General features: G+C 54.6%; 16 protein-coding genes and 1 tRNA gene. All 17 read left to right on the top strand.

The window, feature by feature from the left end:
• The first annotated feature begins 84 nt into the window (after positions 1–84).
• Positions 85–159: transfer RNA gene (locus KCG48_RS13840), tRNA-Asn, on the top strand.
• Positions 160–413: 254 nt separating this feature from the next.
• Positions 414–1,181: a DeoR/GlpR family DNA-binding transcription regulator gene (locus tag KCG48_RS13835; RefSeq protein ID WP_211802773.1), complete on the top strand. Its 768-nt coding sequence runs from the start codon at positions 414–416 to the stop codon at positions 1,179–1,181.
• 48 nt (positions 1,182–1,229) lie between these two features.
• Positions 1,230–2,594, top strand: a complete 1,365-nt coding sequence (locus KCG48_RS13830) for a GntP family permease (RefSeq protein WP_211802772.1) — start codon at positions 1,230–1,232, stop codon at positions 2,592–2,594.
• 57 nt (positions 2,595–2,651) lie between these two features.
• Positions 2,652–3,014 carry a cupin domain-containing protein gene (locus KCG48_RS13825; protein ID WP_230977149.1) on the top strand — a complete coding sequence of 121 codons (363 nt, stop codon included), beginning with the start codon at positions 2,652–2,654 and terminating at the stop codon, positions 3,012–3,014.
• Positions 3,011–3,670: an aspartate/glutamate racemase family protein gene (locus KCG48_RS13820; protein WP_211802771.1), complete on the top strand. Its 660-nt coding sequence runs from the start codon at positions 3,011–3,013 to the stop codon at positions 3,668–3,670. The genes KCG48_RS13825 and KCG48_RS13820 overlap by 4 nt, the downstream gene beginning before the upstream one ends.
• 1 nt (position 3,671) lies before the next feature.
• Positions 3,672–4,565 (top strand): 2-hydroxy-3-oxopropionate reductase, encoded by an 894-nt coding sequence (garR, locus tag KCG48_RS13815; RefSeq protein ID WP_211802770.1) that lies wholly within the window; start codon positions 3,672–3,674, stop codon positions 4,563–4,565.
• On the top strand, positions 4,566–5,990 hold the full coding sequence (locus KCG48_RS13810) for a four-carbon acid sugar kinase family protein (protein WP_211802769.1): 1,425 nt from the start codon (positions 4,566–4,568) through the stop codon (positions 5,988–5,990). It abuts the gene before it with no gap.
• Positions 5,991–6,001: 11 nt separating this feature from the next.
• Positions 6,002–6,808: a class II fructose-bisphosphate aldolase gene (locus KCG48_RS13805; protein WP_211802768.1), complete on the top strand. Its 807-nt coding sequence runs from the start codon at positions 6,002–6,004 to the stop codon at positions 6,806–6,808.
• Positions 6,809–7,221: 413 nt separating this feature from the next.
• On the top strand, positions 7,222–7,608 hold the full coding sequence (gene kal / locus KCG48_RS13800) for a 3-aminobutyryl-CoA ammonia lyase (RefSeq protein ID WP_211802767.1): 387 nt from the start codon (positions 7,222–7,224) through the stop codon (positions 7,606–7,608).
• Positions 7,608–8,474, top strand: a complete 867-nt coding sequence (gene kce, locus KCG48_RS13795; protein WP_211802766.1) for a 3-keto-5-aminohexanoate cleavage enzyme — start codon at positions 7,608–7,610, stop codon at positions 8,472–8,474. Before kal ends, kce begins: the two co-directional genes overlap by 1 nt.
• Complete coding sequence (gene kdd, locus KCG48_RS13790) at positions 8,474–9,511, top strand: L-erythro-3,5-diaminohexanoate dehydrogenase (RefSeq protein WP_211802774.1); 1,038 nt, start codon at positions 8,474–8,476, stop codon at positions 9,509–9,511. The genes kce and kdd overlap by 1 nt, the downstream gene beginning before the upstream one ends.
• Positions 9,512–9,528: 17 nt before the next feature.
• Positions 9,529–10,776 (top strand): lysine 2,3-aminomutase, encoded by a 1,248-nt coding sequence (kamA, locus tag KCG48_RS13785; protein WP_211802765.1) that lies wholly within the window; start codon positions 9,529–9,531, stop codon positions 10,774–10,776.
• Between the two features lie 6 nt (positions 10,777–10,782).
• Positions 10,783–11,787: a lysine 5,6-aminomutase reactivase subunit KamB gene (gene kamB / locus KCG48_RS13780; RefSeq protein WP_211802764.1), complete on the top strand. Its 1,005-nt coding sequence runs from the start codon at positions 10,783–10,785 to the stop codon at positions 11,785–11,787.
• Positions 11,777–13,228: a lysine 5,6-aminomutase reactivase ATPase KamC gene (gene kamC / locus KCG48_RS13775; protein ID WP_211802763.1), complete on the top strand. Its 1,452-nt coding sequence runs from the start codon at positions 11,777–11,779 to the stop codon at positions 13,226–13,228. The genes kamB and kamC overlap by 11 nt, the downstream gene beginning before the upstream one ends.
• Positions 13,225–14,784, top strand: a complete 1,560-nt coding sequence (gene kamD / locus KCG48_RS13770) for a lysine 5,6-aminomutase subunit alpha (protein ID WP_211802762.1) — start codon at positions 13,225–13,227, stop codon at positions 14,782–14,784. Before kamC ends, kamD begins: the two co-directional genes overlap by 4 nt.
• Complete coding sequence (gene kamE / locus KCG48_RS13765) at positions 14,781–15,587, top strand: lysine 5,6-aminomutase subunit beta (RefSeq protein WP_211802761.1); 807 nt, start codon at positions 14,781–14,783, stop codon at positions 15,585–15,587. The genes kamD and kamE overlap by 4 nt, the downstream gene beginning before the upstream one ends.
• Before the next feature lie 678 nt (positions 15,588–16,265).
• Positions 16,266–16,632, top strand: a 367-nt coding sequence (locus KCG48_RS13760) for a hypothetical protein (protein WP_211802760.1), incomplete at its 3' end; no start/stop codon positions are given.

The raw sequence follows: 16,632 nt of genomic DNA, 5'->3' as shown, positions 1-16,632 counted from the left end.
CGAACACGACGGTTAAGCCTATAGGTGCCGATGATACTGCAGGGGCAGCTCTGTGGGAAAGTAGGGGGATGCCAGTTTTAATATTCCGCGATAGCTCAATGGTGGAGCACTCGGCTGTTAACCGATAGGTTGGAGGTTCGAGCCCTCTTCGCGGAGCCAAAACTCCCAGCGCAAGCTGGGAGCTTTTTTTGCGTTCAGTTTATTGAGGTATCCAGATGAACATAAAAGCACCTTCATCAGGTACTTTTTTTGTTACTCATCAATAATCGAACAGAAAGAAACATTGAAAAGTTAAAAAAACAACGATGTTTTAGGGATTGACAACGTTTAACAGGTCGTATACACTAAGGTAGAAACAAACATAAAACAACAAATAGAAACATTAAGCAACATTAAGAAAGGGGACTGTGGGGATGCTTCCTGAAGAAAGACTGACGCAAATCTACAATACCATCGTTAAGACGAAAGCCGTTAAAATTGATGAGCTGGCCCAGTTCTATGACGTCACGACGATGACCATCCGTCGAGACCTGGATAAGCTGACCGAACTGTACAGCAATGTTAAGCGTTGCCACGGGGGAGCGGTGCTGTCCACTGAAGTTGACAGTGAAGAGGAATTTGAAAATAAGCAGAACCTCAATGTGACGGAGAAGAGCAGCATCGCGAAAGCCGCCTTCGACCTCATCAGCGAAAATGATACCATCTACCTGGATGCGGGAACCACCACCTTGGAACTGGCAAAACTTATTGCCGGGAGTCAGCTGCATCTTAACGTCATGACCAATGATCTGGAAATCGCGAAAACCCTTCGTAACTGCAACTGCGAAGTGCTCCTCACGGGAGGTGTGCTGCAGAAAGCCACCGGATGTCTTGTAGGAAGCTTTGCCGAAGAGTTCATCAGTAAAGTGAAGTTCAAGATCGCTTTCATGGGAGCCACAGCCATCAATGAAAAATATGAAGTCCTTACCCCATCCATCGAAAAGCGGACCATGAAACCCCTGGTTCTTCGGCACTCCAGCAAGAGCTATCTTCTGGCCGATGACAATAAGTTCGACAAGAACTCCACCTACGTCATCTATACGCTGACGGACTTCACCGGGGTGATCACCACAAAGAAGTTTACCGAGCAGGAACTGAAACAAATGGAGAACCTGGGCATCAACATCATCGGATTATCATGAGCATTCTTTGAATGCTGATATAATAAATTATTTTTCGGAGGTATCATAATGGTAACAGGTCCAATTCTACTCGTCATCTTTGTTGTCGCCATCGCATTGCTCCTCTTGGCCATCATCAAATTTAAGATGAATGCATTCCTGGCTTTGATGGGGGTTTCCATATTTACGGGTGTTCTCGTGAACATGCCCCTCAATGAAGTTGCTGGAGCAATTGCCACCGGCTTCGGAAACACCATGAAGGGTGTCGGAATTGTCATCGGTTTAGGAATTATCCTTGGTCAAATCTTGGCCGAATCCAGAGCCATCAACGCCATTGCCGCAGGAATGCTGAAGAAGGTCGGCGCGGCAAGAGCGAATCTCGCCTTGACCATTTCCGGCTGGCTGATCTCCATTCCCGTGTTCCAGGATGCTGCCTTCGTTATCTTCATGCCTTTGGTACGGCAGATCCGTAAAGCCACCAAGAAACCCCTGGTCTCCTTGGTCGCCTCCCTGGGTGTTGGAACCATCGCCGCCCACGCCCTGGTTATTCCTACACCAGGACCTGTAGCCGTGGCCGGTAACATGAATCTCAATATCGGTTCCTTCCTCTTCTACTCAATCATCGTTTCCCTGCCAGCTACGCTTCTAGGCGGAGTAACCTATGCCAAGTATCTGGAGAAGAAAGCACTGGAAAAGGGTGCTGATGAATATCCGATGGAAAGCGGTACTGCCGATGGCCATGTGGAAATGGATACCACGAAGCTTCCCTCCATGGGGCTCTCCCTCTTCACCCTCCTCTTCCCGTTATCTCTGATTCTTGTGGGCAGTGTTGCTGCGTTGCTTCTTCCGGAAGGAAGTGCCGCCAAACCATACTTCGCCTTCTTCGGCGACAAGAATATTGCCCTCTTCATCGGCGTCATCGTGGCGATTCTTCTTCTGAGAAAGTACTTCACCAAGAGCACGGAAGATGTGATCAAAGAAGCCACCATCTCTGCCGGTCTGATTTTCCTCATCACCGGAGCCGGCGGCAGTTTCGGAACCGTAATTAACGGAAGCGGAATTGGCAAGTATCTGGTGGACTCCCTCAGCGTATTCAATATCTCCCTCATCACCTTAGGATTTATTCTCAGCCAGGTGCTTCGCTCCGCCCAGGGTTCCACCACTGTGGCTCTGGTGACCACCTCCTCCATCCTGGGTCCCATGGTGGTCGGTTCTGGAGTATCCCCTGTCCTGGTTGGTCTCGCCATTTGCGCTGGCGGTATCGGTATGTCCCTCCCCAATGACTCCGGATTCTGGGTTCTATCCAACTATTCCGGACTCAACGTCAAGGACACCATCAAGGCATGGACCGTGGGTGGAACCATTGTCGGTGTGGCATCCTTCATCCTCATTCTGATTCTCAGCCTGATTCCGGGACTGCCTGGACTTTACTAAAAAAAGAGATCCGGCAAGGGGGAATCCCCTTGCCGGTCCATATTTCAGGAGGTAGTTATGCTGTTAAGACATCGTGAAGACATGAAAACATATCTTATGGAAAATATGCGCGGCGGACAAGGGACCGTGGAAGTGGTCCACCTGCTGAACCCCGAGGAGATGCTGGGAAAAGGTCGGCTCTTTGCGGAAAATATCGTTCCTCCCGGAGCATCCATCGGACTCCATCCCCATTCGGGCGACATCGAGGCATATTATTTTCTCGAAGGCAGCGGCATGTACCAGAATAACGAGGAATTTTACCCCGTGAAAGCGGGAGATCTGACGGTGGTGGATGATCAGAACCAGCATGGGATCACCAACACCGGCGATATTCCCCTACGTTTTATCGCGCTGATTTTGTATACAGGAGAAGGAAAATGAAAAAAATCTACATCATTCACACCAGTCTCGTTTCTCATCAGGAACTTCAGCAGCTTTTCAAAGAAATCATTCCGGAAGCTGAACTGTTCAATATTGTCGACGACAGTCTCCTGCACGACGTGAAAACCCACGGCTCCGTGAATCCCAAGATCACCGGAAGAGTCTGTGATTACGTCCGGGCAGCAGAGCGCAACGGCGCGGATCTCATCTTCAGCCAATGCTCCTCCGTGGGCAAAGCTATGGATCTGGCGAAGCAGCTGGTCCATGTGCCGGTGGTGAAGGTGGACGAAGCCATGGCAGAAAAAGCTGTAGCTTTAGGCCAGCGCATCGGCGTTGTCGCCACCGTGAAGAGCACCATGGCCCCCAGCTCTGACTTGGTCCGGGATAAAGCCCGGGAAGCGGGAAAAGAGGTGGAAGTGGTGGAGTATCTGGTGGACGGCGCCCTGGATATCCTTATGAAGGAAAACAACCGGGAAAAGCACAATGAACTGGTCTTGGCCTCCATCAAAAAAGCCGAGGAAGAATGTGATGTCATCGTACTGGCCCAGGGAAGCATGACCGTGCTCCTGCCGCTCCTCGGCGAAATCAAGAAACCTGTCCTGACCAGTCCTCGATTAGGCGTAGAAAAAGCAAGAAAGGTATTAATGGGTGAATAAAATGAGTAAAGTTGGATTTATCGGATTAGGCATTATGGGAAAGCCCATGGCGAAGCAAATGGTGCTAAAGGGCAGCGAGCTCTATGTCTTTGACCTGGTGGAAAGCGCCATGAATGAACTGGAAGCGCTGGGGGCGACAAAATCAACGCCGGCGGAAATCGGTTCCCTCTGTGATGTGGTCTTCATGATTCTGCCCCACGGCGGCATCGTCAAGAGCAGCCTCTTCGGCGAAAATGGTGTAGCCAAGACCCTGAAGCCAGGAGCGGTGGTGGTGGACATGAGCTCAGTGACCCCCGTGGACTCCAAATACTGCTATGATGAACTGAAAAAGAATGGCGTATTCTTCCTGGATGCCCCCGTCAGCGGTGGGGAGCCCAAGGCCATCGATGGCTCCTTATCCTTCATGGTGGGCGGAGATGAGGAAGCTTATGAAAGGGTCCTGCCCCTGCTGAAACAGATGGGAAGCAGCGCCGTGCTGGTGGGCGGATCCGGAAGCGGTTCCACCACAAAGCTGGCCAATCAGATCATCGTGAACCTCAACATTGCAGCTTTGGGAGAAGGCCTGGTCTTCGCCATGAAAGCCGGCGTCGATCCGGAAAAGGTCTATGAGGCCATTCGCGGCGGCTTAGCCGGAAGTGCAGTCATGGAAGCCAAAGCACCCATGATCATGAACCGAAACTTCAAGCCCGGCGGAAAGATTTCCATCAACCACAAGGATATCAAGAATGTCGTCAATACGGCCCACGAGCTGGATATTCCCGTTCCTCTGTCCGCACAGCTCTTTGAAATCATGCAAGGTCTGAAGGTTCGCGGACTGCTGGACGAGGACCACGGCGCCATCGTGAAGCACTTTGAAGCCCTGGCTGGAGTGGAAGTGAAGAAGGGGGAGAGATAAATGGATGTCTTGTCCTTCGATACCCTGAAACACTATCCGGATGCAGATCCCCAGAAAGTGGAAGCTCTCTATCAGGAGGCGCTGAAAAAGCTCAACCGAAAAATCGTCGTTCTGGATGATGATCCCACGGGGGTTCAGACGGTCCATGACATTTTTGTCTACACCTCCTGGGATGAGGAAACCATCACCAAAGGCTTCCTGGATCCCCATCGGATCTTCTTTGTCCTCACCAATTCCCGGGGATTTACCTCGGACTATACCCGTCAGGTCCATGAAGACATCGCCGTAACCCTGGAAAAGGTATCCCAGAAAACGGGGATCGACTATATCCTCATCAGCCGCAGCGACTCCACCATGCGCGGGCACTATCCGCTGGAAACCGCTACGCTGAGAGCAAAGATCGAAGAAAACTCCCCCCGTCATTTTGATGGAGAGATCATGGCGCCCTTCTTCATGGAAGGCGGCCGATATACCCTGGGTAATGTGCACTACGTCAAGGAAGGCCAGAATCTCGTTCCCGCAGGCCAAACGGAGTTTGCCAAGGATAAGACCTTCGGTTACGTCAGTTCCAATATCGGCGAATATATCGAAGAAAAAACCAAGGGCGAATACCGGGCAGAGGATACTACCTTCATCACGCTGGAGGAACTGAAATCTCTGGATGTGGAAGGCATAACCCAAAAGCTCCTGGCCGTGGAGAATTTCGGAAAAGTCGTGGTCAACGCCATTTCCTATGCAGACATCAAGGTCTTCTGCGCAGCCTTTATCGCGGCCGTGGCCCAGGGCAAGGAGCTTATGTTCCGCAGCGCAGCGGCGATCCCAAAGATCCTGGGAGGCGTCTCCGATGTATCCCTTCTGACCAAGAATCAGCTCATTGAAGAAGGGGAGCAAAATGGGGGCATTGTCCTCATCGGATCCCATGTGAACAAAACCACCCAGCAGTTCGAAGCGCTGAAGAATACCCAGCAGCCCATGGAGTTCATCGAGTTTAACCAGCATCTGGTACTGCAGGAAAACGGTCTGGAAAACGAAGTGGAAAGAGTCATCGCCCTGGCGGACGAGAAAATCCGCACCGGAAAGAATGTGGTGGTCTACACCCGACGGGACCGCTTCGATTTGGATTCCAAGGACAAGGACAAGCAGCTGGAAGTCTCTGTTCGGATTTCCGATGCCGTCACCAGCATCATTGGAAAACTTGAGGTCAAACCCCGGTTTATCATTGCCAAGGGGGGAATCACCTCCAGCGACGTGGGCACCAAAGCCCTTCGCGTGAAGAAAGCCTTAGTCATGGGACAGATCAAACCAGGAATTCCGGTATGGATGACCGGAGAAGACAGCAAATTTCCAAAGATGCCCTATATCATCTTCCCCGGCAATGTGGGGGAAATTGATACGCTCAAGGAAATCGTCGATTTGCTGTCCTAGAGGAAAAGAAGATGATGAATTTAACCGAAGCCTTCAAGAGGCAGCACCATATTGTGGCATTCAATTTCTTTAATGCCGAAACCCTATCCGGAATCCTGGAAGCAGCGAAGGAAGAGGGGAAAATCGTCATCGCTTCCTTTGGGGAAAGCTATATTCCCCAAATGCCCCTCTCTGTGGCGGCAGCTTTGGCCAAAGCCTATGGGAAAGCCCTGGACATTTCCTTTGTGCTGCACCTGGACCATGCCACCCGGGTGGAGACGGTGAAGGAAGCCATCGATGCCGGTTTCACCTCCGTCATGTTTGACGGTTCCAAACTGCCCCTGGACGAAAATATCCAAAAAACCGCGGAAGTGGTGGCCTATGCCCATGCCCGGGGCGTTTCCGTGGAAGGGGAACTGGGATACCTCAACAAGGAAGACGGCAGTGATGATGTGGCGGTGATCTACACCTCAGTGGAGGACAGTCTCCGGTTCACCCGGGAAACCCAGGTGGATGCCCTGGCCATTGCCGTGGGCAACGCCCACGGTCTCTACAAGAGCGAGCCTAGGATCGGTCTGGACCGGATTTCCGAAATCGCCCGGCTCACCCAGACACCGCTGGTGCTCCATGGCAGTTCCGGGATTTCCAATGTGGTTTTGCAGGAAGCCTTTGAACGGGGAATCCGCAAGATCAATGTGAATACCGAGCTGGCCCTGGCCGCCAGTCAGGCCGCCTCCCAGTACATTCAGGCCCAAGGGGGAAGCGCCCGATTTGAAAAAGTCATGGCTGCAGCCCAACGGGAAATCCGCATGGCCTGCCGAAAATTTTTAGCCCTTTAAGCCTCTCCGCCGGAGTAGAAGGAAGTTTGTCCTTCTCCGGCGGATTTCTTTATCCCTCTTGACCGCTCTTTCACGAATATGGGGAAATTTGATGGAATACTGCCAAGGGTGTTGATTTTCTAAACGATTACAGCTTATAATTGAGAAGGGCGACAATTCAATCAATTATCAGCAAATAGAGGAGCGGCCAAAGGGTAGTGGCAAGTGTGAGAAACCCATCGATTGCCATGAATGGTTGACCGCCGAAGGAAGACATTGAAGGGTTTTTTTCTGTCTTCCTGGTGAAAAGGCACAGAGCCTATCACTGTCATGTGGAACACATGGAGCGCTATTTATGTTCAGACATAAGTGGCGTTCTTTTATTTTGTCTGGAATTGAGAAAATTGCCGTGAACGAATAAGGGGGTTTTATTCATGGAAGTGATGATCAGAATGAGAATGGGGTCTCAGGACGCCCATTACGGGGGAAACCTGGTAGACGGGGCGAAGATGCTGCAGCTCTTTGGCGATGTGGCCACGGAACTCCTCATTCGCCGGGACGGCGATGAGGGACTCTTCCGCGCCTATGACCAGGTGGAATTCTTAGCCCCGGTGTATGCCGGAGACTATATCGAAGCCGTGGGCAGGATCGTGGAGGAGGGGAACACGTCCCGGAAGATGGTCTTTGAAGCCCGGAAAGTCATCGTCCCCCGGCCTGACCTAGGGGAATCCGCCGCAGAGGTTCTGGAAACCCCGATGGTGGTGTGCAGAGCCTCCGGCACCTGCGTCACACCCAAGGCCAAGCAAAGGGGGAAGCGCTGATGGAAAAGCTCATCATCACCGCCGCCATTTGCGGGGCGGAGGTGACCAAATCCCATCATCCCCAGGTTCCCTACACCGTGGCGGAGATCCGGGAGGAAGCGAAAAAGGCCTGTGCCATGGGCGCTTCCATCATCCATCTCCATGTGCGGGAGGATGACGGTACGCCCACCCAAAGCCGGGAACGGTTTGAAGAATGCATGAAGGCCATCCGGGAAGTCTGTCCCCAGGTCATCATTCAGCCCAGCACCGGCGGTGCCGTGGGCATGACGTGCGACGAGCGGCTGCAGCCCCTCAGCCTTCACCCGGAAATGGCCACCCTGGACTGCGGCACGGTGAACTTTGGCGGAGACGAGATCTTTGTCAACACCGAAACCATGATCCGGGAGTTTGCCCAGCGGATGAAGAAAGCCGGCATCAAACCGGAATGCGAAGTCTTTGATAAAGGAATGATCGACACCGTGAAGCGCCTCATGAAAAAAGGGGAAATCGACGCTCCCGCCCATTTCAATCTCGTCCTGGGCGTAAACGGCGGCATTGCTGGCGAGCCCCGGGATCTTCTCTATCTGGTGGAGTCGCTGCCGGCAGGATCCACCTTCACCGTATCGGGCATCGGCAGAACCCAGCTCCCCCTGAACACCATGGCCATCCTCCTGGGCGGTCATGTCCGGGTGGGCTTTGAAGACAACATCTATCGAGAAAAAGGCGTGCTGGCGGAGTCCAACGGAGAGTTTGTGGAGCGGATTGCCAAGCTTTCCCGGCTTCTGGGCCGGGAAGTGGCCACCCCGGAGGAAGCCCGCCGCATCCTGGGCCTGAAGCCCTGGAATGCAAAAGATGGGCATGAGGAGAAAGGACAGGTGCAGAAATGATGGAAAAAGGATGTCGTTTTGGAACTCATCGGGTGCTGGAACCCCAAGGGGTGCTGCCCCAGGCGGCGGTAAAAATCGACAATACCATGACGATTCGGGCCAACGAAATCCTGGTGGATGTGACGGCCCTCAATATTGACTCCGCCAGCTTCCGCCAGCTGGAGGAAGAAGCCGGCCACGACATGGAAAAAGTCAAGGCAAAAATTCTCGCCATCGTTTCCCAGCGGGGAAAGATGCAGAATCCCGTGACGGGCTCCGGCGGTATGCTCATGGGAAAAGTGGCGAAGATCGGCGAGGACCTGAAGGGGAAAATCGACCTTCAGGAAGGCGATGCCCTGGCGACCCTGGTCTCCCTGTCCCTGACGCCCCTGAAGATTGAAGAGATCAAAGGCATCAAACCGGAGATTGACCGGGTGGAGGTTAAGGCCCAGGCCATTCTCTTCGAATCCGGCCTCTATGCCAAGCTGCCGGCCGATCTTCCGGAAAATCTCGTCCTGGCTGCCCTGGATGTGGCGGGAGCACCCGCCCAGACGGCAAAGCTCGTGAAACCGGGAGACCGGGTGCTCATCCTGGGGGCGGGGGGGAAATCCGGCATGATGTGCTGCTATGAGGCCATGAAGCGCGTGGGACCCACGGGCTGGGTAGTGGCGGCGGACCGGGGGGAAGCTTCCCGAGATCTTCTTTTAAAGAACGGCTTCTGCCATGCCTACTTTGCCGAAGACGCCACAAAACCCGTGGCGGTGCTGGAAAAGGCCCTGGAAGCCAACCATCAGGAAGAATACGACATCGCCATCAATGTGGTGAATGTCCAGAATACGGAAATGAGCACCATTTTGCCGGTGAAGGATAAGGGGATCGTCTACTTCTTCTCCATGGCCACCAGCTTTACCAAGGCAGCCCTGGGGGCTGAAGGGGTGGGCAAAGACGTGACCATGGTCATCGGCAACGGCTATACAAAAGGTCATGCGGAAATCACCCTCCAGGAGCTCCGGGAATCCCCCAAGCTCCGGGAAATCTTTGAGCGGCTCTATTTGTAAGGAAAAGGGGTATAAAGATGAACAGATTTGCCGAGGAAAACCGTAAAATCATGTTTCCGGCTGTTTCCGACGAGGACTGGAACAGCTGGATCTGGCAGGTGCAGCACCGCATTGAGTCGGTGGAGGAGCTAAAGCAGTATCTCCCCCTCACCGATGTGGAGGAGATGGGCGCGAAAAAAGCCACCGCCCTTCTTCGCATGGCCATTACCCCGTACTACCTGACCCTCATGGACCGGGACAACTCCCGGGATCCCATCCGCCTTCAGGCCGTACCCTCCGCCATGGAAATTCTCCGCGCCGATGCGGATCTTCATGATCCCCTCCACGAGGATGAGGATTCGCCTGTGCCGGGACTCACCCACCGTTATCCGGACCGGGTGCTCCTCCTCATCACGGACCAGTGCTCCATGTACTGCAGGCACTGCACCCGAAGACGATTCGCGGGGCAGACGGATAACGCCATGAGCACCTCCCGCATCGACCGGGCCATCGAGTACATCCGGAATACGCCTTCGGTGAGGGATGTGCTTTTATCCGGCGGCGATGCCCTCCTCATGAGCGATGACCGCCTGGAGTCCATTCTGAAGAAGCTTCGGGATATTCCCCATGTGGAGATCATCCGCATCGGATCCCGCGTGCCCGTGGTCATGCCCCAGCGGATTACCCAGGAGCTGGTGGATATGGTAAAGAAGTATCACCCCGTGTGGATCAATACCCACTTCAATCATCCCGACGAAATCACCCCCGAATCCAAAGCGGCCTGCGAACGCATGGCCAACGCCGGCATCCCCTTAGGCAACCAGAGCGTCCTTCTTCGGGGCGTTAACGACTGTGTCCATGTCATGAAGGAGCTGGTCCAGAGCCTGGTGAGGATCCGGGTGAGACCCTACTATATCTATCAGTGCGATCTCTCCGTGGGCCTGGAGCATTTCCGGACACCCGTGGCCAAGGGCATCGAAATCATTGAAGGACTCCGGGGTCATACCTCCGGGTACTGCGTGCCCACTTTTGTGGTGGATGCCCCCGGCGGGGGAGGAAAGATTCCCGTGATGCCCAACTACCTCATCAGCCAGGGGGCCCATAAGGTGATCCTCCGGAATTTTGAAGGGGTCATCACCACCTACACAGAACCGGAAAGCTACACCGAAACCTGCCAGTGCCCCGTGTGCAAAGGGGAGAGGGCAGGACGAAGCATTGGAGTGTCGGGGCTTCTGGAAGGGGAAACCCTCCATCTGAACCCCGTGGGACTCCTGCGAAAGGGATGAGAAGCCATGCATCTTGAGGGTCTGTCCTCCCTGGCCATCATCGGCCTCGGAAAAAATACGGGGAAAACCACCCTGCTTAACCGTCTGCTCCGGGAAAACCCGGAGCGGACCTTTGCCCTGACCTCCATCGGACGGGACGGGGAGGAAACGGATGAGGTCACGGGGACGAAAAAGCCCCGAATCTATATCCCCCGGGGAACGCTCTTTGCCACGGCCAGCGAGACCTTGCGGGCAGGGGATGTGACGGCGGAGATTCTTGCCGCCACCCCCATCACCACAGCCTTGGGGCCGGTGGTGATCCTTCGGGCTTTGTCCGACGGATTTGTGGAACTGGCGGGACCCTCCCGGACAGCGGATCTGACCCTGGTGGAAAAGAAGATTCGAACCTTTGAGCCCCAAGCGCTCTTTGTCATTGACGGCGCCGTATCCCGGATTTCCGCCGCGGGCCGCGGCCTGGCGGAGGCGGCTGTCCTCTGCACCGGAACCGCCGTGTCAAGGAATCTGGAGGAACTGGTGCGAAAAACACAGACGGCGGTGCATCTTCTGACCCTGCCGAAAACGGAGCTTCCGGAACCCTTTCCCGAGAATCGTCCGGCTCTTTTTCGCCGGGCCTGGTCCCCGGTGGAGGTTTCCACCCCTGCGGGGGGATACGACGCAGTGCGAGATGCCCTGGCGAAAGGGATCCATGGGGTGTATTTTCCCGGCGCCGTCACCGAGGGGCTCATCACCGAGCTTCTTCCGTCGCCTCATTTTCGGGAGCTCACGCTCCTAGCCACTGATGGAACCCGGTTTCTCCTGCGGGAAAGGCTCTTGGAGATCTTGGGGGGACGAAGCATCCGGCTGGAGGTGCTTCACCCCATCCGGCTTTTGGCCGTGGCGGTGAATCCGAAGGACCCCCGGGGAGGTTCCCTCCCCGAAGAAACCCTGAGAAGAAGACTGGAGGAGGTCCTGGACCTTCCCATCCTATCCACCCAAGATAACACGAGAGGAGGAGATCTCCATGAAGTTTAGCCCGCGGGAAAGACAGGCTCTGGGCCTCAGCTATATTTTGGAGCGGCTTTCTCCGCTGACTCCCTATGGCCGGGAACTGAAACGAGAACTCCAGCCTTTGGGGAGTCTGGAGGCTGTCCAAGGGGAGCTTCGCCGCGTGGATACGGTGAAGACGCGCCTTCCCCATTGGGGAAGCGCCGTGGACAGGCTTTTGGAAGTGCTGGCAGAGTTCAAGGACATCCGAGGATCCCTGGATCGGCTGGACCAAGGCGAAGTTCTCACGGATCTGGAACTTTTTGAACTTAAAATGTGCGCCCTTCTCCTTCAGGATTTGGGCGTTCTTCTGGATATTTTGGACTGGCGGGATGAAGAGCTGCATCCCCTGCCGGAGGTCCTTCGTCTGCTGGACCCGGAAAATACGGCGCTCAGGACCTTCCATCTCTACGACGGCTATTCCGGGGAACTCGCCCAGATCCGCAAAAAGAAGCGGATGCTGGAAGAGGAGATCCGCCGATGCCCGGAGGAGGAGAAAATCCCGCTCTTTCAGCATCGCCGCCAGGTGGTGCGGGAAGAGGAAGAAGAAGAATATGAGGTACGGGCCATGCTTTCGGCGAAGCTTGCACCCCATACGGCGCGTTATGGGGAAAATCTCCGTGCCCTGGGGCGGCTGGACTTTCTTCTGGCCAAGGGTCTACTGGCTCGAGAGGGGAAAACCGTGCTGCCCGTCATGGAATCGTCCGGGATGCTGGAGCTACAGGAGGGCCTCAATCCCTATGTCAGCGCTTTGCTGGCGGAGCAGGGGAAGACCTTTCAGCCCGTGACCCTCACCCTTTTGCCGGGAAGCACCGTCGTCACCGGAGCCAATATGGGCGGGAAAAGCGTAACGCTTCGGACCCTGGTCCTCAATGCGACGTTGGCCGGATGGGGGATCCTGCCCTATGCCCGGGATTTCCGGCTGCCTTATTTCCAGGCCATCTTCTGGGTGGCGGAGGATCTGGAGGATCTGGAACGAGGGCTCTCGTCCTTTGGCGGAGAGATCCTTCGGCTGAAGGAAATCCTCCGAAGTTTGGGCAAAAGACCCTCCCTGGTGGTGCTGGATGAGCCCGCCCGGGGAACCAATCCCCAGGAGGGAGCGTCCCTGGTCACGGGGCTTCTTCGCTATTTTCAGGCGCGGGAGGATCTGCTTCTCGTGACCACGCACTACGAAATCCCCCGGTGGGAGGGGGTGAAGCGCCTTCGGGTGAAGGGGCTTCAGGAGGCAAAACTGGAGACGTTCTCCACGGGAAATCCCCAGGAGGAACGCGAACTCATCGCCCAGATCTCCAGCCTCATGGACTATCGCCTGGAAGAAGATGAGGAGGATGTCCCGGGACGGGATGCCCTTCGCATCGCCAAAATTCTGGGCCTGCCGGAGGAGATCTTTGCCGATATTGAAATCAACATGAAGGGGAATAAAGGATGAGCAAAATCGGATTGGACAGAAAGAAAGTGGAAGAAGCCCGAGGCTATGCCCGGAGCATCGCCAAGAAAACCCAGGAATTTGTGGATCGCCACACCACCGTGGCGGTGGAGCGGACGGTGTGCCGCCTCTTCGGCATCGACGGCGTCACGGCGGAAGGGGTTCCGCTGCCGAACATCGTGGTGGAGCATCTTCAGGAACGAGGCGCCTTGGGCATCGGCGCAGCCTTTTATCTCGCCAACGCCATGCTGCAGACAGGTCTTGGCTGCCAGGGCGTGGCGGAGGAAGTGGCCGAAGGAAGGCTGGATCTCACAAGGCTTCCCGTGGGGGACCGCTTTGAGATCACCCTGAAAATGGAAGCGATGGCGAAAGAAACCGCCCAGCGAATCCGGGAGAACCGAAACGCCCGGGATGAGATGCTGAAGACCTATGGAGACAAGGAAGGCCCCTACCTCTACGTCATCGTGGCCACGGGAAACATCCATGAGGATATCGTCCAGGCCAAAGCCGCCGCCAAGCAGGGAGCCGATGTCATCGCCGTCATCCGGACCACGGGGCAGTCGCTCCTGGACTATGTGCCCTATGGGGCCACCACGGAAGGCTTTGGCGGAACCATGGCCACCCAGGAAAATTTCCGGCTCATGCGCGCCGCCTTGGATGAGGCGGGACAGGAGCTGGGACGTTACATACGCCTATGCAACTACTGCTCCGGCCTTTGTATGCCGGAAATCGCCGCCATGGGCGCTTTGGAGCGGCTGGATGTCATGCTCAATGACGCCCTCTACGGGATCCTTTTCCGGGACATCAACATGAAGAGAACCTTAGTGGATCAGTATTTCTCCCGGACGATCAACGGCTTCGCCGGGATCATCATCAACACCGGAGAGGATAACTACCTGACCACCGCCGATGCCTTTGAAGAGGCCCATACGGTGCTGGCTTCCCAGCTCATCAACGAGCAGTTTGCCTTCCTGGCAGGGCTTCCCGAGGAACAGATGGGTCTGGGGCATGCCTTTGAAATGGATCCGACCCTGAAGAATGGGTTCCTCTATGAACTGGCCCAGGCCCAGATGGCCCGGGAGATTTTTCCCAAGGCTCCGCTGAAGTACATGCCCCCCACGAAGTTCATGACGGGGGACATCTTCAAGGGACAGGTACAGAACGCCCTCTTCAATATGGTCACCATTATGACAGGGCAGAAGATCCATCTTCTCGGGATGCTCACGGAGGCCATCCATACCCCGTTCCTTTCGGACCGGGCCTTGGCCATCGACAACGCCCAGTACATCTTCAACACCATGGCGGACTTTGGGGAGGAAATCCAGTTTAAGGCGGACGGTCTCATGGTGAAGCGGGTGGATTCGGTGCTGGAGGAGACGGTGAAGCTTCTGAAGGTCATCGAAGAGGAAGGCCTCTTCCGCACCCTGGAAACGGGGAAGTTTGCCGGCATCAAGCGCCCCCAGGACGGGGGAAAAGGCCTGGAAGGGGTCATCGCAAAGGAAGCAGGGTATCAGAATCCCTTCTTTCTTGAATTTTCAGCAGGGAGGAAAAATCCATGAGCTCAGGACTGTATTCCACCAGCGTGAAAACGCTGGATAAAGAAAAGGACCTTCGGCAGCTCCGGCCCTACGGGGATACCCTGAATGATGCCAAGGTGCAGCTTTCCTTTACGCTGCCGGTGCCCGATGGAGACAAGGCCGTGGAAGCGGCAAAAGTGCTGGCCCGGAAAATGGGACTTCTCGATCCTTTGGTGGCCCACCACAAAGCCCTGGACCCGGAGTTCACCTTCTTTGTGGTCTACGGCAGCGTCCAGCATACGGTGAACTACGAGGAGATCCATGTGGAAACCGTGGGCACCACCATCATGGGTATGGGAGAAATTAAAACCTATATTGAAGAGAATATCGGACGGCCTGTGGTGGTCATCGGCGCATCCACAGGAACCGATGCCCATACGGTGGGCATTGACGCCATCATGAACATGAAGGGCTTTGCGGGACATTACGGACTGGAGCGGTACGAGATGGTGGAAGCCCATAACCTGGGCAGCCAGGTGACCAATGAGGACTTTGTCCGAAAAGCCGTGGAGCTGAAGGCGGACATTCTTCTGGTTTCCCAGACGGTGACCCAGAAAGACGTCCACATCACGAACCTGGTCCATCTGGTGGAGCTCCTGGAGGCGGAAGGCCTACGGGACAAGGTGGTCCTTATCTGCGGCGGCCCCCGGATCACCCATGAGCTGGCCAAGGAGCTGGGATACGATGCAGGATTCGGTCCAGGAAAGTATGCCGATGATGTGGCCACCTTCGCCGTGGAGGAAATGGTTCGGCGAAAGCTGGGGGAGAATTCCAAGCACAAATAGCAAAGCAAAGAGGGGCCGTTGCAAAACTAAGTACTTTGGTTTTGAGCCGGTTCTTCTTATTTCGATGAAAAAATCCGATAGCGCCGTAAGGTTGCTATCGGATTAATCGAGACTATTTTGCAACAGCCCCGTTGGCCCCAATTATGTAGCTTAGCCCATATGGCGTTCCCATGTAGACTGAGATACATTCTTGAGGGGATGCACTGAAGAAGAAAATGCAGAAGTTAAAATCGATTTGTAGAAAAGAGTCATTAAAAAGTTTAAGCCTTCAATGAGGAAGGCCCACAGGTTTCCTTGCTCTGTGAGTTGGCTTTGCAAGATCAAGGCAACAGTGATGAAGATTAATGGTTTTGCTTAGCTTGCTTCAAGGGAAAAAATCAAGAAGAGTCGTAAAATGAGGAATACTGACTCTTTCAAGTCCAATAGGACTCCATTGTTTTATGGGCAGTACATCAATCTATTTACGGATAGACAAGCACGGAAGGTATTAAGTTTTAAAGGTATCATTATCACTTGAGTATAGTACAAGGTAATTGATGGATTATTGAAATGCATAGCTATACTTTAGAAATTAACCTTGAAGAAAATTGGAGTAATTCTGAAAATTAGTCTTGAAGATATCGTCGGCTATTGGTATATTGGAATCGATTACAATTATACATCGAAAGGGTGATGTTCTTGTCTCGATTCCGTAAACTGACGGCCGCTTTTCTTTGTCTGGCGCTCCTTCTTCTGCCCATACCCGATAAAGTATCCGGCGAGGAGGTTCAGGAACTCCCTTCGCTCCATCAGGCGACTGCCCCGAAGATTCTGAGGGAAGTGGTGGACAAGCGGGAGCGGAATGTGAAACACTTCCTGCGGGAAGACTGGACCACCCTGGCGGCGGTGTATCCCGATGAGGTGCATTTTGAAGAGCAGGGGAAACTCGTGGAGATGGACAATCGGCTGGAGAGCGGCACGGATGAGCTGGGCACGCTGGTGCTGCAGAATCGGAAGAACGCCTTTCAGGTGCGCTTTGCCAAGACCAGCCAGGCGGCAAAGCTGG

The sequence above is a fragment of the Proteiniclasticum sediminis genome, assembly GCF_018128025.1.
GTDB classification, from domain to species: Bacteria; Bacillota; Clostridia; order Clostridiales; family Clostridiaceae; genus Proteiniclasticum; species Proteiniclasticum sediminis.
This window is presented reverse-complemented; position numbering and strand designations above follow the sequence as displayed.